This is a genomic window from Microvenator marinus (genome assembly GCF_007993755.1).
Lineage (GTDB): Bacteria > Myxococcota_A > Bradymonadia > Bradymonadales > Bradymonadaceae > Allomicrovenator > Allomicrovenator marinus.
Window position 1 is genome coordinate 4,710,117 of the sequence record NZ_CP042467.1, and the last position, 23,126, is coordinate 4,733,242.

Here is a 23,126-nt window from a genome sequence, read left to right on the forward strand (position 1 = left end):
CTACTCCAGGCGCCGGATTCTCACGCAGGCGTCCTCGAGCGTTTTCCAGTCTTTGGCGTAGCAGAAGCGGGTCAGGCCCTTGCCGGTCTTGGACGTGAAGAATGAACTTCCCGGAACCGAAGCCACGCCCACTGTCTCCAAAATATGCATGGCAGCTTCGCGGTCGTCATCAAAGCCGAGGCGAGTGATGTCGGCCAAGACGTAGTAGGCCCCGTCTGGAACGTGTGGCGTAAGGCCGGCGTCTTTGAGCGCGTCGCAGAAGAGGTCTCGTTTCTTCTGATAATCTGCGGCCATCTCCACGTAATAAGAGGCCGGAATCTCAGCCAGTCCCACCGCGACTCCGTACTGAAGTGGCGTAGGCGCACAGACGTAAAAGAGGTCGTTCACTAGGCCGATGGGCTCCGCCAAATGTGCAGGTGCAATCACGTAACCAAGCCGCCACCCGGTGATCGAAAACGTTTTGGAAAACCCTGAAATCGTGAGCGTGCGCTCTTTCATTCCGGGAAGGCTAGCTAGCGAGACGTGTTCGTGACCTTCCGAAACGATATGCTCATAGATCTCGTCCGTGATGGCTAGGAGGTCGTGGTCCTTGCAAAAATCGCCGATAAGCTTGAGCTCATCACGCGTGTAGACCTTGCCAGATGGGTTGGTCGGCGAGCTAAAGATGATGGCGCGGGTCTTGTCCGTGACTACGGCTTCCAGGGCCTCGCGGCTAAGCTCCCATTCTGGCGGCGTGAGCTCCACAAACTTCGGAACCAGTCCACCCACGAGCATCGTGTTCAAGTGGTAGCCGTAATAGGGCTGGAAGATGATGACTTCGTCGCCCGGATTAAAGATGGCTTGAACAATGCAGTTCAAGGCGCCAGTGGCTCCAATCGTGACCACGATCTCCGAGTTCGCGTCCACGTTCGGGATCTTGTTGAACTCAGTGGCCTTCTTCGAGATGGCTTCGCGCAACGGATCGATCCCCTCAAACTTCCCATAGGTGCTCATCTTGTCCGCACGAATGGTCGAGGCAGCGGCCTCCAAGATCTCGGTTGGCGTAGGTAAATCGCATACGCCCTGTCCAAGATTGATGCCGCCCACGCGGTCGCACTCACGCGTCATTTTGCGGATATACGACTGCGCCAGGTTCGAGGTGCGTGAAGATCTCCAGGTGCGCTCGGTCATGGTTTTGTCTCGAGGTACTTGACCAAGAGGTCCGAGGTGGCCTTCAGGTCCTTCTTATGAAGCGTTTCAGTTACCGTGTGGATGTAACGAGTCGGGATGCTCAACGTGATGGCTTTTGAGCCGCCACGTGCGCGTTGAAGTGCTCCAGCATCGGTGCCGCCCATAGGCAAAAGCTCCATCTGATGCGGGATTTTGCTCTTCTCCGCGATCTCGATAAAGGTCTCGACGAGCTCATTATCACTGATCGAATAGGCATCCATCACTTTGATGGCCACACCTTTTCCAAGCTTCGTAATCTGCTCATCTTCGCTCACGCCAGGCGTATCCACGGCGAGCGTCACGTCGATGGCGATGCCGATATCTGGGTCGATGGCGTAGGAGCTCGTGATCGCGCCGCGAACGCCGATCTCCTCTTGAACCGTAAAGACCACGTAAACATCGTCATGGTTCTTCTTGAGGCGTTTGAGGGTATCGATGCCAACCCAACACGCCGCGCGGTTGTCCATGCATTTGCCGGAAACCAGATCGCCGAACTCTACGAAATCTTGAACCAGAGTGACCGGATCGCCAGCGCGCACGCGCTTTTTGACTTCTTCGGGCTCAAGGCCGGTGTCGATGAAGAACTCGTTCGTGGTCGGAATCTTATTGCGCTCTTCCGGCGTAGCCACGTGAATCGGGCGCCCCGAAGGGTTCAGATTCCCAAAGATATCCTCGCCTTTTCTAGGCTGGATCCTCACGCGTCGCGCAAAAAGGTTGCGCGTGTCGAACCCGCCCACATGGTGCACGCGGATGAACCCTTTCTCGTCCACACTCCGAACGTAGAACGCGATCTCGTCCATATGGCAGGCGACCATCACCTTGCGTGGCTTTTTGGCACTTCCACGCTTGAGGCAAATCAAGTTGCCCAGCGCGTCTGTGTGCATTTCGTCCACGTGGGGTGCCACCAATTCCTTGATATAGTCGCGAACGCGTTCTTCGCGACCTGGGGCGCCGGGGAGTTCTGAGAGTGCTTTGAGTATCTTCATTTTGGTACCGCCTAAATAGAAGTGCCGCAGCTTGCGAAACTAAGAGGCTTTCGTCAAGTCAACCGCTTTACACCGCTCTCTTAAATCATGGCAGGGACTCTGGTCAAAAAACCTTTCGTCGGGTAGGAGAGTCAGCACACCCTGATGGACGTTGAAGGAGCCCGGGATGCGCATCGTGATCTTGCTGATTGCCATGTCTTTGATGGCATGTGCTCAGAAAAATGGGTCGACCCCCAAATCCGAAGAAGTGGTGAGCTCGCCGCCAGCTCCGCAGCCGGTCGTGGCAGAAAAGACGCCCGAAGTGATCGAAGAAGTTGCTGAGCCGGAGCCAGAAGCCGTGCCAGAGCCGGAGCCCGCGTGGACTGAAGCGCAGGTGGCTGAGGCTCTGAATCCAGCCGTCCAGCTTCCCGAATCTCTCAAGAATGCCTTTGCCGAGGTTGAGCTCGACCCATTCCCAGAAGCGCTCGTCCTCGACGCCCACTACTGGGTTTCCAACGAAAACCATCACTATCTCTACAAGCCTTTTGTGGATGAGCACCGTGGTATCTATCTTGGCGTCGGCACCGACCAGAACTACCTGATCGCCGCGTGGTCCAAGTCGCCGATTCTCCTGATGTTCGACTTTGACGAGCAGATTCGAAACGTTCACGACATCTACGGGTCGATCTTCAGGCGCGTTGAAAATCCCATAGACTTTCTCAAGACGTGGACCGAGGAAGAGAAGATTGCAGGATGGATTGCCGAGGATTTTCCGGAAGAGCGCGCGAAGGCTCTCCAGAAGTCTCTAAAGATTTCGCGTAAATCCGTGTTGGGCCGGCTGCGCCTTGTGGTCCGCGAATATCGGGAGCGTAAAGTTGATACGTTTTTGACCGACCAAGAGCAGTACGATTTCATCCGAAATCTCTGGCTCAATAATCGTGTTTTCGCCTATCGCGGCGACCTCACGGCCGACAAGACCATGAAGCAAATTGCTAAAGTCTTGAAGGATCACCAACTCTCGCTGGGCCTCGTCTACCTCTCGAATGCCGAGCAGTACTTTGATTTCACGCCGCAGTTTAGGCGCAATATCATTGACCAACCCTTTGACGAGAAAGCGCTGATCCTGAGGACCAGGCCTTGGGAGAAACTCGGGTACCCCGAAGGCGGGCGCTACCATTACAACGTGCAAAACGCCCAGAACTTTGCCGAATGGATGAAAGTTCATCGTGTGAAAAACGCCTCCAGACTTCTCGTGGGTTGGCGCACCAATGACCCAGAAATTCTGGGCGTGTCCGAACTTAAGCGAACGCCTAGACCCTCCAAGACTCCGCCCGAAATCGCTCCGGAGTAGTCGGTGAATTTCAGGACTTTCATCGCCGGGTTGGTTCTGCTCGCAGGCTGCCAAACGCCTGAACCCAGATCCGAGCCGGCCCCAGAAATACAAGTCCAGTTCGAGGACACGACCTCACAAAAAGAACCACCAAAGAAGACCGACGATTGTGCGTCTGAAGTTCCCGTTATCGACCTCGACGGCAGCCTTGCTCGGATTCTTCCAGCGTCGGTGCTCCAAAATCCTGGCAAATTTCGGGTACAAATCCTCGTCTCGTTTCAGACCCCGGAAGGGTGTCTCTCGCAGTGGATCTACCGAGCCGACGAAGAGTATTTTTACCCGGCGAGCGCGATTAAAACCGTGGCGAGCCTCGAGGCTCTGAGGTTGGCCGAAGAACTTGGCGTGGGGCTCGACGAGCCGCTCCGCTTCCAAGATTCAGAACCGGCAGAAACATCGCTCAGGAAGCTCGTCGAGGACACTCAGATCATCTCCAGTAACCTCGCCTTCAACCGGCTCTACGAGTTCGCAGGACCAGACCGAATCCACCAATATTTCTGGAGCCAGGGCTTTTCATCACTTCGCCTGCTCCACCGCATGTTCTCCAAACGAACGCTCGACGAGGAACGAATCGTGCCGGCCATTGAGATTTGTCGCGGTGGGCCATGTGCCTTTGAGCCCCTTTTGCCGCGCCGTGAGGGTAAAGCTCTCACTGTTGAAAAGTCTGTGAATACTTTGATCGGGGAATCCTATTTGGACCCACTGAGCAATGAGTTGAAGGTCGAACCGATGGATTTCAGCGTGAAAAATGCCTTCGATTTGCGAGACCACCAAAAGCTTCACCGAACCCTGATTTTTGGCGAGTTTCCGGGCCTCTCTCTCGCAAGCCGAAACTTCCTTTTGGAGACGATGAGCCGCGCGCCTGAGAGCTCACTGACGCGCTTTAAGCCGCTGACGCCGGGGCTTTCGGAAGCGCGCCTTCGCTATACCAACAAGGCTGGTCGGGCCCTCGGATTTCACGTCGAGAACGCCGCACTCTCCGACCCTCGCCGGCCTCTTGGTCAATGCCCCGTGCTCTTCGTGAGCGCAGCGATCTACGTCAACGAGGACGGCCGGCTCAACGACGACCAGTACGAGTACGACACCATCTCGTTCCCCTTCTTTGAGGCGCTCGGTCGCGAGGTTTCCGCCTATTTAGAACATATTACGTGCACGTAATGTGTTCATCGTCTATGAATGAGGCAGATTATTGAGAGGAGGATTTGATGAAGTTTATTGTGATTTTTATGGCTCTATTGCTTGGTGTGTCTTGCGACAAGTCCAATGAAAGTGCTGAAGACACCGCTAAAACCGCGGCCGAAAAGATGGGCGTTCCTTCAGAGAAGGAAATCAAGCAAGACATCAAAAAGGGTGTGGAAGATGTCCTGAAGAATAAGGGGCCAAAATGGAAGGTGAGCTACAACGGGGATCTGAGTGGCAAGTTAGAGGGGAGTATTCTCACGGCGACGAGTGTCGCTGGGGCCACGACACTGGTAGGCGCCGATATGACTCCTGACAAGAAGGCCAAAGCAGACCATCAAATTCAAGCCACAATTGTCAATCGCGCAGACCCGCCCATGGTCATGATGACTTTGACTTTGGCCGATGGAACCAAGTGCCAAGCGGGTAAAGGCCAGACGAGCAAGGTGAAGTTCCACGACGAAAATGCAAAGACTTTGAAGGCAGACTTAAAGGGTGCGCTTACGTGTGAAGGTGGAAAGAAGATCACGTACGAGGCGAACGTCGACAGGAGCTAGCCTAGGCGTCCGGGTTCTGGAACTCTTTGCGGTGCTCGGCGATCACGTATTCCTGCTCCATCATGGAAGCGCCTGCGTAGAGTAGGGCCGAAAGTCCGATATACACGATGAAAAGAAAGAGGGCGGTGCTACCCCATTCGCCTACGACTTGGGAGTAGTCTAGTGCCACGCCTACTCCCACACCCTGCATAATCGCGAAGAGAATACTGAAGAGGGTCGCGGCCATCGCGGGGTCCATTTGATCTAGCGTGTTGTGGGATTGAACCGCCTGTTTGCGGGCACGTTTTAATGACTCCGCTGACGTCCATTTATCGCGTTTTTGATAGAGGTGAAGGTGACCAAACGCATGGACGAAGGGGCCTCCGAGGTTTCGATTGGTCTTGCCACCCCAGAGCAGCATTGCCCCGGCGCCGATTCCACAAATCGCCGCCGCAATTGCGTACTCAAGTGGTTTGTTTACAAAGATCATCCCAGTCACAAGCACAAAAGCCAAAAACGAGACGGCCAGGTTTGCGATGGCGAGGTAGGTCAGACCACTATGTGCAAAGACGCCAAAGCGGGTGGCGATCTGATTGTTGTAGGACCCAACCAACCCCATCAGGACAAAGTAGAACGCAGGCGCGCAGATGATTCCTAGAAATATCGCGATGATGAGTGTCATGTTTCCCTTTTTCCAAAAAACTCGTCGGCCCTTTGACGACGCTCAGGCCCGATAAATTCACGAGTTTGGCAAGTCGGGCACGTATCGTGCCGATGTCTCGGATTGTAGCATTTTGATCCTGACGGCAGCTCGAGTCAGGGGTATAAGGTGGGGACACCGGAGAGTCAAATGTTCAAATTATATGCGTGGCCTGATGCGGAGGTTCTCGTTCGCGAGTTGGCCTATGAGATTGACGCATCGCGAGTAGACGTCTTTGAAGACGTTCATGTCCTGACTCCAAATCAAACCCTCGGTGGGTTCCTGGAGTTGGGGCTCGCACGCCATTCGCGCTCCCAGATTGCGGCCAATGTTACGTTTTCACGGCTCGAATCCTATTTGACCAAACTTTTGGAGAAAGCCGACGAACGCCTGAGAGTCTTGAACTCAGATATGCTCCAGAGTTTGGTGCTCTCGGTGCTCAATGACCAGGACTTTTTGGAGAGTCCGGAGGCTCGAGACCCTCGCATGTACGTTGAGCCTGCGGAGCTTGATGGCCTAGACATCGCGCGAGAGACGCGAGCGTTCCAACTCTCTTCCAAGGTCGCCGGGCTCTTCACCGACTACGCGTGGTCTCGCCCGGAGTTATTAGAGGCCTGGTCCGAGGGGCGATTGCTCTACGACGATGAAACCGAGAGGTGGCAGCGCGCCATCTGGCGTCGGATTTTCGACCATGAGCAGGCGATCGAGGCCCACTCAAAGCGATACGTCTTTCTCTTCAATGGCCTCGCTTTGCTCTCCGATGATGCCCTTAGGAAGGTGCTTCCAAAGAGGCTCTATTTCTTTGGGTTTCCGCACCTGAGCGCCTCGTATCACGCGTTCTTAGAGCGTTTGAAACGGCTATCTGATGTCCACTACTTCTGTCTTTTGCCTGACCCCGAATCAGGCTCGGACGACAAGGCACTCCACTACTGGGGCCCGAAGGTCGCTGTGACCATGAGTGCTCTTCATAAACTCGCGGATACCATGGCTCCGTTTGAAGGGTCTCCGCCGATTGAATCGGATAGTTTGAGTGCCCTGCAGGCGTTGATCCGTGGAGAGGAGTTCTACGCGTCGAGCCTCGCGCCTGAAGGTGTGATATTGGCCAAGACTACCGGGATTAAGCGTGAAGTCGAGGTGGTTGCGAACGCGATTTGGACACGCTTGAGCAAGGACCAAAGTCTCTTTCTCTCAGACTTTGCAGTGGTGATCGCGGGTCAAAAAAGTGCCGAGTACCTGGCTCAGATTGAGACCGTTTTCCGCTCCTTTCACGACCTTAGATTCAGCGTCGCCGGGCGCCGAACCCACGAACAAAGCCGGATTTTCGGCGCCATTCAAGCACTCTTTGAGCTCCCGCTCGGGGAGTTTTCACGCTCGCAGGTTCTTGGGTGTTTGTTGCACCCAAACATCCAGATTCAGTGCCCGGATGCTAATGCCGAAGCATGGCTGACCTGGTGCGAGAAGACGGGGATATTCCACGGTCATTCACATGAGGCGCACGCTGGGACCTATATTCAGAAGGATATCTACAACTGGGACCAGGGGCTGAGGCGCCTTGCGCTCGGAAGCTTCTTGCGCGCGACCACTGATGAACTCTTCGAGGCCGATCGCGGCGACTATTTGCCCGAAGAAGTGGACCAGTCTGGAATCGGTGCAGCATCTGCGTTTAATCTCTTTGCGCGCTCACTCATTAACGACGCGCTTTGGCTCAGCGAGAAGAAACTCTCGCTTAAGCAGTGGAGCCAACTTCTGCTGGAGTTTGTAGAGATTTACGTCGGCGCGGACCGTGCCGATATGGACACCTACCAGTCCGAGCGCGGCGAGCTCACGCTTGTGGGTATGGTGCTCGCGAGGCTCGGTGAACAAGACGTCAATGAGTCCAAGATTGGCTATCGTAGCGCTACGTTGATGGCGCTGGCAGCCCTGGAGCGCGTACAAACTCGCGCAGGAAGACTCGCGCTCGATGCCGTGTGCGTCGCGGAGCCATCCACCATTCAAGGGATCAGCTTCCAGCATATCTTCGTGCTGGGGCTCGGCGAGGGAGAGTTTCCTTCCTCGTTTTTGCCGGAGCCGCTCGACCTTCGCGAGCGTGAACCGAAGCCTCATGACGTGACTCCGAATCTGAGAGACAGGCTCGCATTTCTGCACCTGATACTAGCCGCGCGAAAGTCCTTGACCCTCTCCTGGGTTTCCAAGGACGCCACAACCGGTGATGAGCTCGAGCCCGCGTCAGTGGTCTCTGAACTCGAGCATATCATGCGCACCAATCGTTTTGATGTGGTGGTCGAGGACCATCCGCTGCGCAGATTTAACGTGGAATGCGGCTATTTTTCCGGCAACAAAAGTTTGGGTCAGAACCATCATCCAGAGGCCTATCGTGAGGCCGTGCTCGCGAGGCTCCACGCCGATTTGCACGCGCATTTTGTGTCGAAGGCGCAAGTGATGCCGCCCGTGTGGCAGCTCACGCGAGCCCTCGGTGACGGAGAAATCAACACGCTCTTCTGGTTGAATCGTAAGATCGGTCTGCACACCTCACGCGCCCAGATTGCGCACGAGGAGCCACGTCGAAAGGTCAAACGTGTCCGCGTGTCACTCTCGCGAATTAAGGCGTTTTTGCTCTCACCGCTGCAAGGAATTGCCAAGCACCATCTAGGCTTTATCGACGACGATGACCCGGTGCTCCAGGATCGTGAGTCCTTTGGTAATGCCGTTTGGGGATATACCGTTTTGATGCGTGATTTCTTTATCCAAGAGATGGTGGCGGGCCGAGTAGGGCAGGGTGGGGTGGCTCAGCGTTTTGCTCAAGTCAAGGACTTCAAGGCAGAGGTTTTGGGCGAGCTTCCTACTGGGGTATTTCGAGACATGGACCTGCCGAGAATTCAGAGTGTGCTCGAGGGCTGGGAGTCTGGAGTTGGGCCAATGCAGCCACCGGTAATCTACAGCATCAACGAGGAGGTTTCTGACGGACAGACGCGGATTGAGTTCCCGCCTATTCCACTGCAAAAAGATCTGGAAATTGAGATTTTTGGAGTGCTTCCGCCTTTGGATGGCGCCCGATTCTTGCAGTTTGCGACCGCCTCAAGTTCTAAGATCAAGTACGCGATGGACGCCTATGTGGCCCATGTAGTTCTCTCTGCGATGCCGGAGTTTTGCGGTACACACCGTACCGCATTCGTGCAGCTCGCGGAGAAAAACCAAACCTATCAGTTTACGCCGCTAAGCAGTTCCGAGGCGATGGAGATACTCCTGAACATCCTTCGCGACCTTGTCGAGCCGGAAGAAGGCTACATGATGCCGCTTGAGGTCGTTGAAAAATGGGCCGATCAAAAGCGAAATCCAAAGCCGTTTTCTAAGCTCTTGGAAGACGATAAGAACGACATCTACTCGCGCAACACTTACACTTACGGCCCCATCAAGGACTACCGTCCCTACGGTCCGCCTTCGGATTTACACGGCCGAGCGCAGCGCTATTTTGCTGCCCTGAATCATCTGAATGAGGCTTTATCGAGAAGGCAGGGTGACCAATGAGATATTATCGCAAACCCGAAATTCTAGTGCCGGGCCCCCGAAGCGTTTCGCTCGATGAACACACAGTGATCGAGGCCTCCGCAGGGACCGGGAAGACCTATACGCTTGAGCATCTCTACGTCAGCTTGATCCTTGAGCGCGGCGCCAAGGTTGAAGAAATCCTGGTGGTGACTTTCACGAGGCGCGCTGCCGCTGACATGAAGAAGCGCATCCGGGAACTCCTCTTAAAGCTCGTGGACCCGACCACTAGCCAGACGCGTGTGCGTGGCCAAGAGGAGCACTATTGGGAGATCGGAACCCAAGAGGTGCACCGGATGCAAGAGGCCTTGCACGCCTTTGACCGCGCTCAGATTTCCACCATTCACACCTTCGCTCAGAACTGGCTTCGCCGATACGCGTTTGAGACCAGACAGCTCTTCAACGGTGTGCTCGTCGATGCTGAAGAGGTCTTTGAGCGCGCCTATGGCGAATTGATGCGAGAGCATTTTTCCGTCGAGCCGTCGAACCGAGTTTGGCTTGAGGCCTGGTACAAGGCGTGTCCCGCCCATACAAGTCCTGACGAAGAGCTCATGAGCACGTTGAAACAAGTGCATGAGTCGAACGCGCCGGTAGCTCCGCGTTTTGATGAGGCTGGTCTACAAGGGCTTCTGAGGCGTTTGGAGTCCGGAGATTCGGATTCCGAGTTCCTCAACCTCGTCAAAACGGCCGTGGTTCAGGTCTTTTCGCCGGTCGTCAAAGACGTCATCAAACGCATCAAGGCATCGCAAGGGCTCTACACGTATGACGATATGTTGAGCGTGCTCGATGAGGTGGTTCGCCGCCCGAGCCCGAATCCGCTCAAAGACGCCATGCAAAACGCCTATCGCTACGCGCTCATCGATGAATTCCAGGACACGGACCCCGTGCAATGGCGGATTTTCCGGACCGTTTTCGCCGGAACTGGGCGGCACGTTGTGTACCTGATTGGGGACCCCAAACAGTCGATCTACGGGTTTCGAGGGGCCGACGTTCAAATCTACCGGAAGGCCTGCGAGGAGCTGCTCGGTGAGAGAAAACCCGTCCGTCTGAGCCAGAACTACAGGTCCACAAAGGAGATGATCGACGCGTACAACAAGATCTTCGAGGGCTATTTTTCGGACCCGAGTACCTATCCCGAACCCGTGAGTTGTGCGCGACCAAGGCTCACCGTCACCAATTCGGCTGGAAGAGAGCCCGCCATCACGCTTCTTCAGAGCCCCAAGAGCGCCCTAGATCCGAAGCAGGCTATGCGCGAGTCGTTCGCGGCCGAGATCGCGCGGATTCTCGGTCCTGAGGGGCTTGTGGTGAGTGACGGCGAAAAGACCAGAAGGCTCAAGCCGTCGGATATCTACGTTCTGGCGCGACGAGGCAAAGACGGTGTGGCGATCGCTGAGTCGCTTCGAGCACGCGGCGTGCCATTCGCGTTCTACCGGCAAGAGGGCCTTTTTCAGACCCACGAGGCGCGAGATATCGCGTCCTTGCTCGCCGCCATTGCTGACCCGAGGTCTAGGTCTCTACGCCGTCACGCGCTCATTACTCCGTTTTTTGGCGTGGCGTTGCACAAGGTGCAATCGGTGGATTCTGTGGAAGGCGGATGGCATCAGGCGCTTTTGGACCAGTGGCAAATCTTGGCGCGAAAACGCCTCTACACCATCCTCTTCGACCAGATTCTGAGGACCAGCGGACTGATTCGTAGGCTCGTGCTTTTGGACTCTTCTGAGCGCAGCCTGACCAATTACGAACACCTCTTTGAGCTCATCGCTCAAGAGGCAGGACGGCGCGAATACGAGATTTCCGACCTCGCCACCTGGATGAAAAGACGCGTTGAAGGGAATATGGAGGACCCCGATCAGGACGTGAATCTACAACGGCTTGAGACCGATCAAAGCGCCGTGCAAATCATGACGATTCACGCGAGCAAGGGCCTGCAGGCGCACGTGGTCTTTGTTTACGACGAAGGCAGCGGTGGTGGGCATACCGGCTGGAAGCGCTTTAAGCGCGAAGACGGAGAGACGGGCATGTTCCTGGCCAAGAACTCGGCCTTTGATCGAGACAAAGAAGCCTATGACCAAGACGAAAACGAGCGGCTATATTACGTGGCGCTGACCCGTGCAATTTCCAAACTCTACCTTCCCGATATCGCCAAGAAAGGCGCGTTTTATAAGCAGGTTGTCGAACACGTACTTCGCCAAACTCCCGACGCGATTTGCTTTGAGTTCAGGCCAGCAGATGCTGAGGAGGTGGCCATTCCTAAGGCGGCAGACTTCGTCAAAACACTGCAGTCCTGGGAGCCCCCACATACCTCCACGCTCGCCACTGCGGGCATGAGCGATAATGACGTCTTGGAACTTAAAAAACGGGTTCTGCAGATGGCCTCTTACTCGAAGCTGAAGGCGAATCATACGGCCGACACGTCCGAGCTCAAGGTGGTGGATGAGTCGGAGGAGATCGAAGAAGAAGAAGTCCAAGACCCGGATGCATGGGGATTTATTGAGCCCAACCACCTGCCGGGTGGAACCAAGGCTGGCTCTATGATTCACGAGGTCCTGGAGTTTGTAGATTTTAGGTTCGCGGCCTCGTGCAGCACGGCTGAGCAATGGTCTGAAGACGCAAAAGTAAAGGCACTCGTCGAGACTACCATGCAGAAATACAGGTTTGATGTTGAGGCCTACTGGGATGATGTGATTGCGATGCTCTGGGGCACGCTACATGCCAACGTTGCCGATGGTTTTGACGGCTGGATTTCGCCTCTCTCTAGCTTGGATACCTCAAGGGTAAAGCGCGAAGTCAGGTTTGTGTTTCCCATCCCTGAAAAAGGAAGAGCGTCGAGGCGCCAAACCAAAGGCTTCGCCGAGGGATTCGTAGACCTCTTGTTTGAGCATCAGGGGCGAATGTACTTCGCTGACTGGAAGACCGATGTACTTGAACACGGTGATTATTCGCGCCGAAAACTCGCGAGGCGAGTGCGTGAGAGCTACCCGGCGCAGGCTACCATCTACACGCTCGCGATTACTCGGATGTTGGGGATTAACAATGCCGAGGACTTTGAGCGAAAGTTCGGTGGGTTCTACTATTTCTTTGTGCGCGGTATGAAACGTGCCGACGAAGGGGTCTACTACGAGCGTCCAACCTGGGAGATGGTGAGCACAATGGACGCTGAACTCGCCGGCTCCGATAGACATTCGTGGGCGGAACTCTTGGCAGGAGGTTGGAGATGATGCATCCCGGAGGCACCCTTAGAGCGCGCCACGACGCGCGAATCCAAGAGACACCGTCGATCCTTGAGGCCCTTGGAATCGCCGTTCAAGCATGGCAGCTCGAACCAGCTCACGTCTACATGGCTGACCACGCCGTGGAGACGCTGGAGTTTCGCGCGCACGGTTTGCACGAGGACGCGGTGCTACTCCTTACGCTTCTTCTCATTTCTCGGTCGCAGGGAAGCACGTGTTTGGAGATTGGTGGGTCTATCGCGCTCTCTATTCTGGAGAATCTGGTAGCGGCGGGGGTTGGTCTGGTCGATGGCGCAAATGGGACGCGGCGCCGCCTTGAGCTCCGTCTGAAATCGGGTGGTTTTGGTAATCTGGTTTCGGCTCCCGGGGGATTCTCGCCAGTCATCGAGTCGGGCGGAAAGCTCTACCTTGAGCAGACGTGGCAAGGGGAATCGCGTCTTGTGAGCAGTATCGTCCAGAGGCTGAAGAGCGTTCGAAACGATGTGGACCCGGGCGCTTTTGAGCGCGCCTTCGACGAGGTCAAGGAGGCCCTACCGTTCCGCCTCAACGACGAACAGGTGCTCGCGATCAAGACCTGTGTGATGTCGAATTTCTCCGTGGTTTCTGGAGGACCGGGCACCGGGAAGACTACGGGTGTGGTGCTCTCGGCGCTACGTGTGCTGGTACGGCTTGGGTTTGATGCATCGAGCATCGCAATCGCAGCACCTACCGGTAAGGCTGCAAACCGAATGATGGAGGCGATTCGTGCGGGTATGCCTGATATCCACTTGAGCGAGTCTCTAGCCGACAGGCGCTTGGTTTCGGAGCTTCAGGAGGCGAGCACGATTCATAGGCTTTTGGGGTCCAAACCTTATTCGGGCGGATTTAGGTTTAACGCGCGCAATCGGCTCAAGGCGCGGGTGGTCATCATTGACGAAGCATCGATGATCGACCTCGACCTCATGAATGCTCTCTTTGACGCCATTGAGCCCGAAGCGCGCCTGATCCTCATCGGAGACCCCTTCCAACTACCCTCGGTCAATACCGGTGCGGTGTTTCGGGACCTTGTGAGTCTGAAAGAGATGGGCCTTCCTGCGGCCAGACTAGAGACGAGTCAACGCGCCAAAGACTCGGACGTGGGCGGTCGTGAAATCCTCAAGTTGGCTGCTGGGATCAACCAATCTGAGGTACTCGAGGCCCCAAAACAGATGGAAACGCTCGACGTGGTTTTCCAGGGCGTGCGCCATTTCTGCCCGAGCCCACAACCCGATTCCCCGGTCTATCAGCGCCAAGACCTCTATGCGTTTTTAGACCGCTGGTACGATGAGCATATCGATCTGAGTAAACGCCGAGCGCAATTACACAGGGACAGAACCACCTTTCAGGAGACCGATGAAGGTTTTACCCAGATCGTAGAACTTTTTGTGCACGACCTCTTCGAGCATTATGCAAAGTCCCGAATTCTCTGCCTCACTCAGGTTTACTCATCGGGCGCCAAAGCCATAAATAAGTTTATGCATCAGGCTTACGGACGTGCGCACAACCTCACTCAAGACCTCTGGAAACAGCCGACGATTTGGGAAGGTGAGCCGGTAATGATGTTGCAGAATGACTATACGCTCGGGCTCTTTAATGGTGACCAGGGTATTGTTCTTTACACGCTCCGACCGGGGGAGTCTCACGCCAAGAAGCGCGTGGTGTTCATGAATTCGAGCGGCACATACCGAACCGTGGATATTGGATTGATCCGCCACAATATCGAGCTCTCTTATGCCATGACCATCCATAAATCTCAGGGCTCGGAGTATCAGAAGATCGCCGTGATCTTGCCTCCCGCGGACATCCCTTTGCTAACTCGTGAGATTCTCTACACGGGCGTGACCCGCGCAAAATCATCGGTCGCGCTTTTTGGCCCCTGGCCTTTGGTAGAGCTCGCTGCATCACGCCCAAATGCGCGTGTGTCCGGAATTCATGAACGAGTTGAGCGAAGTCTTGGTTGAATTTTTCGCAGGGCACGTTCGTATACATCGCGTAGCTAAACTCCGCGGTGACCCATGAATTTACTTAGATTGCTAGCTCTATCTCTCCTATTGGCGCCGCTGAGCGCCAACGCGTGGCCCGAACTTCCCCCACCCGAGGCCCTTGAAAAAACGGGGGCAAATGACGTGGCTCTCTTGATCGGGGTTGAAGACTACGCCTACCTACCGGATATCCCCGGCGCAAAACGAAATGTAGATGATTGGGAAAAGTACCTAACCAAGAGTCTCGGAGTGCCTCATGTGGTGACTCTGCGAGACGCCGATGTCACTCGAGAAGAGATCCTTGCGCAGGCCAAGAGGCTTACGGAACAAGAGGGGGTGGGCACGCTGTGGATCGTCTTCGTGGGCCATGGCGCAACGGATACCAAAGGTGATGGAGCACTCCTCGGTGTGGACGCCCAGAACAATGTCAGGAGCGTCGACGCCCGCTCCGTAAAACGAAGCGAAGTGCTAAGTGTTTTGGCTCAAGGAAAACAGGCCAAGACGGTGGCCGTACTAGACACTTGCTTTAGCGGTCTTTCGCCTCAGGGCGAGCATCTGGTGCCGGGAACGCAGCCCGTGGTGCCATTGAGACCTTTGGAGGTTCCGGCCAATACGCTCGTGTTCACCGCGGCGGCGTCTGATCAGGTGGCCGGGCCATTGCCTGGTGCTGAGCGCCCCGCCTATTCCTATCTACTCTTGGGAGCGCTCCACGGTTGGGCCGACCAGGGCGACGGGCAGCTAACGGCAATGGAGGCTCATGAGTTCACCACACGTCAACTCTCCAAGGCCGTGGGACGAACTCAAACTCCAGGGTTTTGGGGAGACGGACAAAGTGTGTTGGTCAAAGGTGAGCTGGTCGCGTATCAGCCAGAGTCGTCGCTATGGTCAAACTCGCCAAGTTCAGTGGCTCAGGCGGCCTCGGAGCAAAAATCGGAGCCCTTGGCAACCACGCAAGACGCGAGCGTAAAACGCGAAGTTCAGACTGACCAGCCGAAGCCCGATTCGTGGGATAGTGCGTACTATTTCGGTGCCTTCGGAGGCATTGGCTTTGAGGTTAAGAACGAAGTGACGGTGCCGTGGGTGGGCGCGAGGCTCGGTGCAAAGACGGCTGATTTTGGGCCATTCTCGTTGAGGAGCGGCGTGGAGGTCGCCTGGACGCAGGCGCGAAATCCCAGGTGGTCAGACCTACAAGGCGGGCTGGATCAACTCTCGGCCGAAACCGATACGCCGACGTGGCGCGTCAATGACGGCGATAAATACCACCGGATTAGCATCGCCGCAGGGCCCGGTCTTTCTTGGAGAAACAAAACCGGCCCGGGAGATTTTCATGATTTTGTGGTGGGAATCGATGCCGTAGGAGGCGTGCAGTTCTCGCCCGCTGGGCGCTGCGTGAAGTGGTCGGCGAATTCGGAGACTTTTGAGGCCGACTGCGAGCGGAACGAGGATGTGCCCGCGCTCGTCACAGCCGGTCTCAGAGGGAGCGTTCATTGGAATTATCTGAGTTTGGGAATGGCACTAGATGCCGTGCCGGCTACGGGCGAGCTCTTTCTAGGAGCAACGCTTGGGTTCTCGCTAGACCCTTGAGATCAGGTCGCGACGTTATCGATAGAGTAGAGCGCGCCGGTCTTGATGATCACCTCTTCGTGGTTCTCGAACTCCACCGTAATCTGCATGGTTCCCGAGTTGCGGAACGCACCAGACTCGTCTTCGAGGAATTCATAAGGATTTGCTGGACCTTGGAACTGAATCCTAAGCGTGCGTGATTCTTCGGCCTGAAGCGACTCGGGAGCTGGCTCGCTGTTTTCAGCATCTACTACGCTTTCCAATGGTAGGTCGGCCAGGAATTCACCATCCGAGTTGTAGATGGAGAGTTTGCTCACGGTCATTCCCAGCGCCTCAGCGGTACCGAGGTTGTCCAACTTGATAGTGAGCTGTGCAGGCTCACACATCGAGATTCCACAGTTTGGAGAGTCTTCGGCGCAATCTCCGGCCCAAAGACCTGCGCCATCTTCCCCTGATGGCTCTGGCGCGCCTGAGCGAGCTCCAGAATCGGGCGTGTATCCCTCGTCCTCGCAACCCGTGTAGTTTCCGAGGTGTCCGCTCACGAACATCCCTGTGACGTCTACATTCGGGTCAACCTGAACGTTATTGTTGTTCTGGTTGTTTTGGTTGTTCTGATTATTCTGATTATTTTGGTTCTCAATCAGTTCCCAGTTCTCTTTCTCGTCGGCTCCCAAACATGCCATGGACATGGTTGCTGCTAAAAGAATGGTAAATAATGGTAAATGACGCATGATGTGCTCCTTATTCTAACGTTAACATTAACTACAAAGTGTTGAGGAATTTAATAAGTTCCTCGCGTTCTCTCTCTTTAAGGACTTGGCCGCTCGGGTGCCCACCCAAGAGTGCCTCGTCCAAGTTCGTCGCGCTTCCATCGCTGAAAAGCCGCTCTGAATCCGATACCCCAATGAGTGACGGAATCTTGAAAAACCCAGTTCCACGCGAGCCAGACTCTGTGGCCATCGGGTTGGCGTTGAGCCCTTGTGCGTCGATCAGGCCGCCGGAATACCCGCGGTCCGGCACATGGCAAGACGCACAATTCGCCATAAACACCGCTTTGCCCTGCGCTTCTGAATCCGCCTTCGGTTCGTGTTCGAGCGAGTAGACGTACATCGCGAGCGCCCAGGTCAGAGTGCGCGATGGCCGCGCCATCATCGCGTGTCCTTCGATGTATTGGGTCTCAAATCGAATGGCGAGGGCGGTCGGCGAGCTGAGCTCGATAGCGCCGGATTTATTGATGTGCGTTTGCTTGTCCAGACCCCAGAGGTGCGGAATTGTAAGCGGATCGTCCACAAAATCGTCGGTGACGTCCACGGCTCCAGGTCCCCAGCCGAGTCCTTCGCTGAAGTCTCGTCCAACCCACTGACCGAAGTCGTGGCGCGCTTTTCCGAGGTCGATCTTATGATTGGCCTGTCCTGCCGTCCCGTTAGCTCCGTGACAGGCGCCACACGTAATACCCATGCGCTCATTGCCGGTCACGTCCACAAATCTGACCACGCCTCGCATATTACCTTCAGCGTCCGCCTCAATACCGTAACTCTCCCAAGTCTCCGGTCTTTCAGCCAACCACTCGAGGTAGGTGTCGCGGCGCATCGGCATGTCCCAGAACACGCGCTCTCCGAGCTCCAACCACTCATCTTGCGTTGTCGGCTTGGCCTCTTCGAAGCTGATGGTCCGTGGATTTTCGCCCACTCGCTCGACCTCAAAGCTCATCTCAGGGAGGAAGTCCCAACCCATGTTCGGGAGCGCGTAGGCCTCAAGGCGTTTTCTGGCGTAGGGGAGCTCGGGCATCCAGAGCGAATCCTCGAGTGCGGCACGTCTAAATGACTGGTCCTCAAGGTAGGAGTCGGCATGTTGCGCCATCCACTCCACCGGTTCTTGCGGGGACTTTGGCTCTTCGGTAGCTGCGCCACAGGCGCTTAAGAAGAGGGATATGGCGAGTAGTCGAATCATGTGACTAGTGTAGAGCATGATCGGTGCCAGAGTCTCTAAAGTCTGTGCACATTGGCTAAAGCCTAGGTGTTGCGAGGGTCTTAGGCGCTTCTGGTCTCACAAAATTGTGGTGGTAATCTTCAAGGACTCAGATTTTTGAGAGGTGCATCTGACTGATACACAGATTTTTGGACTCGAAAAAATCGAACGCTCAGTGTAGCTTGCACCCATAACTCGCAAATAGAGGGGATCTCTATGTACACACTCAGGGCCGAACTAGAACGTGGCCAATATGTTCCCGGGGAATTGATTCGGGGCAGAATCAAGATCATTGCTGAAGAAGATATCGAGCACATGACCGTCAAGGTGGGGCCCGAATGGAAAGTTCAGGGCTTTTACACGGATGAAGTCTGGGTGAATAAGCACACCGTGTGGGACGGACCGGTCTCCAAAGGTGAACATATCGTTCCGTTTTCTGGCACCACCCCCAACGGTCCATTCTCGACGAAAGGAACGAATATCGAAATCAAGTCATTCATCGTCGTGGATGCAGATGCCGGTGGCATTCGGTTCTTGGGCCAGCCGGGAAAGCGTCGCCTTCAGGTTCTTTTTGACCTTGAGCCGGGACCGATTACGGAGATGCCGGGGCATTACAGAGTCGCCCTAAATATGGTTGAGAAGGCCACCATTTTCGAGTCCATGCTCCTCATGTTCCGAAGGACGATGGACTACAAGTTTGAGATTGAGCCCTCGAACTTTCCACCTAACGAGGTGACGCCGTTTGAAGTGCGCTTTACGCCTTCGAAGAACTTCGAGGCAAAGAACATGAGGTTCCATATTATCGGAACGGAGTGGTTTAAGGTGCCGAGACACAATGATCGTGGTCTTCAACGAAATTACTGGAGAAAGGCGACTGGCCTCGTCATCGCCGTGGACCTCAACTTCGGCACCAATAATTTTGAGGCCGGTCGTACCTACGTGGGGCGTGGCGAGTTCTTGGCACCGGGTGTCTGCTCAGCGTCGTTTAGCAGTAATAGGTTTGAATGGGTGGCACGCCTTCAATTCGTTGGCGACTATACCATCGACCATTCAGAAATCATTTCGGTGAATCCGCCTCTCTCTCCGTTTTCGCTCTGAGTCCACACAGTACTCAGTCTTGACGTCCAGTCTGGCTTAACATTAGATTCCGCGCTCCTTGGCCCCGACCGGAGCACCTATGAACGTTCAAGAAATCGAAGCCTATCTCAATGCGCTCAAAGACAATGGTCTAAAGTCGCTTGGCGTAGACGCCGAAACAGCGGAGTCCATCAAGCTTGCACCCTCTCCGAACCTCGAGATGGGCGATGTGGGCTTCCCGTGTTTTGCGCTCGCGAAGAGCTTACGCAAAGGACCACCACAAATCGCGGCCGAGCTTGCGGCCACGATTCAAGCGTCGCTCCAAGATGAGCTCGTGGCTGAAGCTCTGGCGGTCGGGCCCTATGTGAACTTCAGGTACAATCCGGCTAAATTGGCGGCCATCGTCGTGGGCGAGGCGCTTGCGAAGGGTGCGGATTACGGGCGCGATGTGGCGAAGAATCCGTCACACTTCATGGTGGAATACTCTGCCCCCAACACCAACAAACCTCAGCACTTGGGGCACGTGCGTAACAACTTGCTCGGTGCCGCAGTCTCCAAGATTTTGGGGTTTGCAGGAAATCGTGTCACTCGCGTCAACCTCATCAACGACCGTGGTATCCATATCTGCAAATCCATGCTCGCCTACAAGCTTTTTGGCGAAGGCGAAACGCCGGAATCCTCGGGAATCAAAGGGGACCATCTCGTCGGTAAGTACTACGTGCGTTTTGAAAACGCGTTCCAAGACGAGTACAGCGCGTGGTTGGAAACTGGTGTTGCGGCCGATCGATTCGAGACGTGGAAAGCGGCTCAGCCTGCTAAAGAAATCGCCGGTCTAGAAGATTCTGACCTTCAGAAACGTTTCAGGAAAGACTTCAAAGATACCTACTTCAACACCGAGAGCAGCCTCGGCGCCCAGGCGCGCGAGATGTTGTTGGCGTGGGAAGCCGGGGACACCGCGGTGGTGGAACTCTGGAAGACCATGAATAGCTGGGTCTTCAAAGGGTTCGATCAAACCTATGAGCGCCTCGGCGTTGGGTTCGACAAAGTTTATTACGAGTCCCAGACCTATCTCTTGGGCAAGGACCTGGTGCTCAAAGGGCTTCAAGACCAGAAGTTCAAGCAGCTCGATGATGGCGCCATCGTTTGCGATATGGAGCCTCTTGGACTTCAGGGTCAGAAGGTCTTGCTACGCCGCGATGGAACCTCCGTGTACATGACTCAGGACCTCGGAACGGCGATGGCTCGTTTTGATGAGCACGCGATCGACAATATGGTCTACGTGGTCGGAGACGAGCAGGACTATCATTTCCAAGTCCTATTCAAGATTTTGGAAGTCTTGAGGCCTGAGTTGGCGGGCAAGTTGGAACACCTCTCGTACGGCATGGTCTTGTTGCCGGAAGGCAAGATGAAGAGCCGCGAGGGCAAGGTGGTCGATGCGGATGACCTCATGGACTATATGACCGAGATTGCCGCGGAAGCTATTCAGGAGCGTCACGAAGTCTCGGCTGAAGAGGTTGAGAAACGTGCGCCTGTCATCGGGTTTGCGGCGCTCAAGTACTTCATTCTGGACTACCATCCGCGCTCATCGATCCAGTACGACCCGGCAAAATCCATCGAGTTTGAGGGCCGAACAGGGCCCTATTGCCTCTACTCCTACGCGCGCATTCAGTCCATCAAGCGCAAGAGCGGAGGTTGGCCAGAGCTGAGCGCAGACCAAGAGCTTGCCGCACTCTCGGCGCTCGGAACGGAGCTGGAAATGGCCGTGGTGCGTGAGCTCAAGGAGTGGCCTTCGATCGTAGAACTGGCTGCGCGCCAGCTTGACCCGAGCAAGGTAACCGAACACGCTCACAAGCTCGCAAAGACCTTCAGCACGCTCTACAACGACGCAGGCCATAAGGTCCTCGAGGCTGAAGAGACTCGCCGAAACGGCCTTCTTCTCTTAGCTAAGGCTGTGGCCGAATGTATCAAGACAAGTCTCGAACTCGTGGGCATTCAGACTCTGGACGAGATGTAGGATTAGCGGCCGGTGGCGGCGCCCAGATACTCCCAACACGCACGCTGAACATTGATGAAGCCATGGGCATCCGGAACGATGCTCAGGATTCCGTCCCACCCAGTTCTGGTGCGGAAATCAGCCGGTAAGGGGTGGAGTTTGACGTCTTGATCTTTGGCGAGTTTCATGGCTCGGCGCATATGCCATGCAGATGTTACAAGGCCTACGCGCGTCCAGCCTTTCTCCTTCATCAGTTCTTTGATGCCGGCGATTTCCTCGCGCGTATTCTTGGGCTCCGGCATACGAACAATCGCGCTCTCGGGCACGGCCAGTTCTGTCCAGATGGCGGTTGTGGCCTCCGAGACGTCTACGTACGAACCGAGCCCTGGAATGCTGGATCCGCTGGTAACGAGCACAGGTGTGAGGCCTCGATGATAGAGCCTTGCTCCGAGCACCACGCGGTCCCCGGCATCATTGACCTGCGCGTACTCAGCATCTCCGGTGGCGCCGCCACCCAGCACCAACACAGCTTCAAAGGGCTCGTGTTTTTGGGCCACCACGTCCATCCACTCGGCCTCGAGCGTCCCGGTCAAAACCCCGCCCAGCCACACATTTCCGGCGAGCGTGTAGGCCACAAGAATTCCCGAGAAAACAAAGACTGCTTTGCGCTGGTTCTCCCAAAAAGCCTTGAAGATCAGTGCCCAGAGCAAAAGCCAGACAAGCCCCGTTGGCATGGCGAGGCGGCCAAGGAGTTTTCCCAAGAGATATAGGTTTTCCAATGAAAAGAGTCCGCCCAGAACGAGCAGCACGCTCGCTCCCAGTCGCAACGCCAGGTTGCTTTTACTCAACGCATGGCGGTCCCGTAGGCTAATCAGGGCCAGCAGAACCGCCGCGACTGAGAGCGTAAGGAGAATCATGGGGCAGGGTGCTTGGCCACGATGACGTATTGTCGCTCAAGCTCGGTTGGCACGACCTCGGCAACAAGACCGCCGGCCTCGAGCTCCGAAATCACAACCTCCGGCGCGAGCCGCATTTCAGGGGGCGGTCCGCTCGGAGCGTCTTTGGTAAAGTCCACTACCACGAGCATTCCGTCCGGCTTCAAGACTGACTTGAGGTGCGCTGAGTAAGCAACGCGGTCTGAGAAGTGGTGCCACGTATTGACGGTAAGGATGCGGTCCAAAGAGCCAGGCTCTTGCGCTGTAGAATCATAGGGAATCTTCTGTGCCTCTACGTTGCCAAGCCCCTGCTCAGCCGCCGCATCCACCACCCACTTCACCATGCTCTCTTCAACGTCCAAGGCGAGCACCTTGCCGCTTGGGCCAACGGATTTTGAGAGGTGAGGCACAAAATATCCGGTGCCTGTGCCCAAGTCCGCCACGCGTGCGCCTGGCTCAATGGCCATCACGCGAATCACCTCGTCGGGGCGCTGCCACGCGTCGCGCTCAGGGCTATTCCAACTCTCGGCGTACTTCGCTGGGTCGTCAAACGCGTGGTGGTGGCCGTCATGCGCGCCGTGGTGCGCCTTGTGGCCTTCGTGCCCATGTTTCTCAGTGTGGTCCATGCCTTGCTCATGCCTCTTGGTTTCAAGTTCAGGCTCGGTTGATTGCGGCGCCGAACAGGCACTCGCCCCAAGCGCGAATGCGATTACTAGGTTCCTCATTGCTTATTACTCCATGCTTCCAAAGTGCGTGAACCTTCTACAACGCAAACGACATTGCAGAAAGACCGTCCGTGTTTTCTTCAGGTGTCAGAGTTGCGTTTAGGTCGAATAATGAC

General features: G+C 55.6%; 16 protein-coding genes. 9 read left to right on the forward strand and 7 right to left on the reverse strand.

Going from position 1 to position 23,126, the window contains the following annotated elements:
• Together FRD01_RS19340 and FRD01_RS19345 are read right to left on the reverse strand one after the other, a co-directional pair.
• On the reverse strand, window positions 1–1,170 hold the full coding sequence (locus tag FRD01_RS19340; protein ID WP_146962581.1) for a pyridoxal phosphate-dependent aminotransferase: 1,170 nt from the start codon (window positions 1,168–1,170) through the stop codon (window positions 1–3).
• Window positions 1,167–2,195, reverse strand: coding sequence for a M42 family metallopeptidase (locus FRD01_RS19345; protein WP_146962582.1), 1,029 nt, complete (start codon window positions 2,193–2,195; stop codon window positions 1,167–1,169). The genes FRD01_RS19340 and FRD01_RS19345 overlap by 4 nt, the downstream gene beginning before the upstream one ends.
• A gap of 166 nt (window positions 2,196–2,361) precedes the next feature.
• Between FRD01_RS19345 and FRD01_RS19350 the strand changes: the two genes are divergently transcribed.
• The 3 genes from FRD01_RS19350 to FRD01_RS19360 are packed head-to-tail and all read left to right on the forward strand — an operon-like array spanning window position 2,362 to window position 5,297.
• A complete protein-coding gene (locus tag FRD01_RS19350; protein WP_146962583.1) occupies window positions 2,362–3,525 on the forward strand; it encodes an LIC_10091 family protein in 1,164 nt (387 codons plus the stop codon).
• Window positions 3,526–3,528: 3 nt separating this feature from the next.
• Window positions 3,529–4,719 (forward strand): serine hydrolase, encoded by a 1,191-nt coding sequence (locus FRD01_RS19355; RefSeq protein WP_146962584.1) that lies wholly within the window; start codon window positions 3,529–3,531, stop codon window positions 4,717–4,719.
• 47 nt (window positions 4,720–4,766) lie between these two features.
• Window positions 4,767–5,297, forward strand: a complete 531-nt coding sequence (locus tag FRD01_RS19360) for a hypothetical protein (RefSeq protein ID WP_146962585.1) — start codon at window positions 4,767–4,769, stop codon at window positions 5,295–5,297.
• 1 nt (window position 5,298) lies between these two features.
• Here FRD01_RS19360 and FRD01_RS19365 read toward each other — a convergent pair whose 3' ends face one another.
• Window positions 5,299–5,958, reverse strand: coding sequence for a hypothetical protein (locus FRD01_RS19365; RefSeq protein WP_146962586.1), 660 nt, complete (start codon window positions 5,956–5,958; stop codon window positions 5,299–5,301).
• Between the two features lie 168 nt (window positions 5,959–6,126).
• On the opposite strand from FRD01_RS19365, the gene FRD01_RS19370 reads away from it, so the two are divergent.
• Genes FRD01_RS19370 through FRD01_RS19385 form a run of 4 tightly spaced genes read left to right on the forward strand, consistent with a single transcriptional unit; the run spans window position 6,127 to window position 16,333 of the window.
• Window positions 6,127–9,501, forward strand: coding sequence for an exodeoxyribonuclease V subunit gamma (locus FRD01_RS19370; protein WP_146962587.1), 3,375 nt, complete (start codon window positions 6,127–6,129; stop codon window positions 9,499–9,501).
• Window positions 9,498–12,737 (forward strand): UvrD-helicase domain-containing protein, encoded by a 3,240-nt coding sequence (locus FRD01_RS19375; protein ID WP_146962588.1) that lies wholly within the window; start codon window positions 9,498–9,500, stop codon window positions 12,735–12,737. Before FRD01_RS19370 ends, FRD01_RS19375 begins: the two co-directional genes overlap by 4 nt.
• The gene (gene recD, locus FRD01_RS19380; protein WP_146962589.1) at window positions 12,734–14,728 is read left to right on the forward strand and encodes an exodeoxyribonuclease V subunit alpha; all 1,995 of its coding nucleotides are present in this window, start codon (window positions 12,734–12,736) and stop codon (window positions 14,726–14,728) included. Before FRD01_RS19375 ends, recD begins: the two co-directional genes overlap by 4 nt.
• A 54-nt stretch (window positions 14,729–14,782) precedes the next feature.
• Window positions 14,783–16,333, forward strand: a complete 1,551-nt coding sequence (locus FRD01_RS19385; RefSeq protein ID WP_146962590.1) for a caspase family protein — start codon at window positions 14,783–14,785, stop codon at window positions 16,331–16,333.
• Between the two features lie 2 nt (window positions 16,334–16,335).
• On the opposite strand, the gene FRD01_RS19390 is transcribed toward FRD01_RS19385, so the two are convergent.
• Window positions 16,336–17,043: a hypothetical protein gene (locus FRD01_RS19390; RefSeq protein WP_146962591.1), complete on the reverse strand. Its 708-nt coding sequence runs from the start codon at window positions 17,041–17,043 to the stop codon at window positions 16,336–16,338.
• 31 nt (window positions 17,044–17,074) lie between these two features.
• Complete coding sequence (locus FRD01_RS19395; RefSeq protein WP_146962592.1) at window positions 17,075–18,280, reverse strand: c-type cytochrome; 1,206 nt, start codon at window positions 18,278–18,280, stop codon at window positions 17,075–17,077.
• Window positions 18,281–18,496: 216 nt separating this feature from the next.
• Here FRD01_RS19395 and FRD01_RS19400 point away from each other — a divergent pair, with 216 nt between their 5' ends.
• Both FRD01_RS19400 and FRD01_RS19405 read left to right on the forward strand, forming a co-directional pair.
• Window positions 18,497–19,378 carry a hypothetical protein gene (locus tag FRD01_RS19400; RefSeq protein ID WP_146962593.1) on the forward strand — a complete coding sequence of 294 codons (882 nt, stop codon included), beginning with the start codon at window positions 18,497–18,499 and terminating at the stop codon, window positions 19,376–19,378.
• A gap of 79 nt (window positions 19,379–19,457) precedes the next feature.
• A complete protein-coding gene (locus FRD01_RS19405; protein WP_146962594.1) occupies window positions 19,458–21,371 on the forward strand; it encodes an arginine--tRNA ligase in 1,914 nt (637 codons plus the stop codon).
• 2 nt (window positions 21,372–21,373) lie between these two features.
• Here the strand turns inward: FRD01_RS19405 and FRD01_RS19410 are convergent, their stop codons facing one another.
• Together FRD01_RS19410 and FRD01_RS19415 are read right to left on the reverse strand one after the other, a co-directional pair.
• Window positions 21,374–22,159, reverse strand: coding sequence for a YdcF family protein (locus tag FRD01_RS19410; protein WP_249755759.1), 786 nt, complete (start codon window positions 22,157–22,159; stop codon window positions 21,374–21,376).
• A 104-nt stretch (window positions 22,160–22,263) separates the two neighbouring features.
• The gene (locus tag FRD01_RS19415) at window positions 22,264–23,010 is read right to left on the reverse strand and encodes a class I SAM-dependent methyltransferase (RefSeq protein WP_146962596.1); all 747 of its coding nucleotides are present in this window, start codon (window positions 23,008–23,010) and stop codon (window positions 22,264–22,266) included.
• Window positions 23,011–23,126 lie beyond the last annotated feature (116 nt).

Coding starts and splice junctions, on each gene's coding strand:
- FRD01_RS19405 (WP_146962594.1), top strand. CDS start 19,458: ATGAACGTTCAAGAAATCGAAGCCTATCTCAATGCGCTCAAAGACAAT.
- recD (WP_146962589.1), top strand. CDS start 12,734: ATGATGCATCCCGGAGGCACCCTTAGAGCGCGCCACGACGCGCGAATC.
- FRD01_RS19345 (WP_146962582.1), bottom strand. CDS start 2,195: ATGAAGATACTCAAAGCACTCTCAGAACTCCCCGGCGCCCCAGGTCGC.
- FRD01_RS19340 (WP_146962581.1), bottom strand. CDS start 1,170: ATGACCGAGCGCACCTGGAGATCTTCACGCACCTCGAACCTGGCGCAG.
- FRD01_RS19365 (WP_146962586.1), bottom strand. CDS start 5,958: ATGACACTCATCATCGCGATATTTCTAGGAATCATCTGCGCGCCTGCG.
- FRD01_RS19395 (WP_146962592.1), bottom strand. CDS start 18,280: ATGCTCTACACTAGTCACATGATTCGACTACTCGCCATATCCCTCTTC.
- FRD01_RS19350 (WP_146962583.1), top strand. CDS start 2,362: ATGCGCATCGTGATCTTGCTGATTGCCATGTCTTTGATGGCATGTGCT.
- FRD01_RS19375 (WP_146962588.1), top strand. CDS start 9,498: ATGAGATATTATCGCAAACCCGAAATTCTAGTGCCGGGCCCCCGAAGC.
- FRD01_RS19390 (WP_146962591.1), bottom strand. CDS start 17,043: ATGCGTCATTTACCATTATTTACCATTCTTTTAGCAGCAACCATGTCC.
- FRD01_RS19400 (WP_146962593.1), top strand. CDS start 18,497: ATGTACACACTCAGGGCCGAACTAGAACGTGGCCAATATGTTCCCGGG.
- FRD01_RS19370 (WP_146962587.1), top strand. CDS start 6,127: ATGTTCAAATTATATGCGTGGCCTGATGCGGAGGTTCTCGTTCGCGAG.
- FRD01_RS19360 (WP_146962585.1), top strand. CDS start 4,767: ATGAAGTTTATTGTGATTTTTATGGCTCTATTGCTTGGTGTGTCTTGC.
- FRD01_RS19415 (WP_146962596.1), bottom strand. CDS start 23,010: ATGAGGAACCTAGTAATCGCATTCGCGCTTGGGGCGAGTGCCTGTTCG.
- FRD01_RS19385 (WP_146962590.1), top strand. CDS start 14,783: ATGAATTTACTTAGATTGCTAGCTCTATCTCTCCTATTGGCGCCGCTG.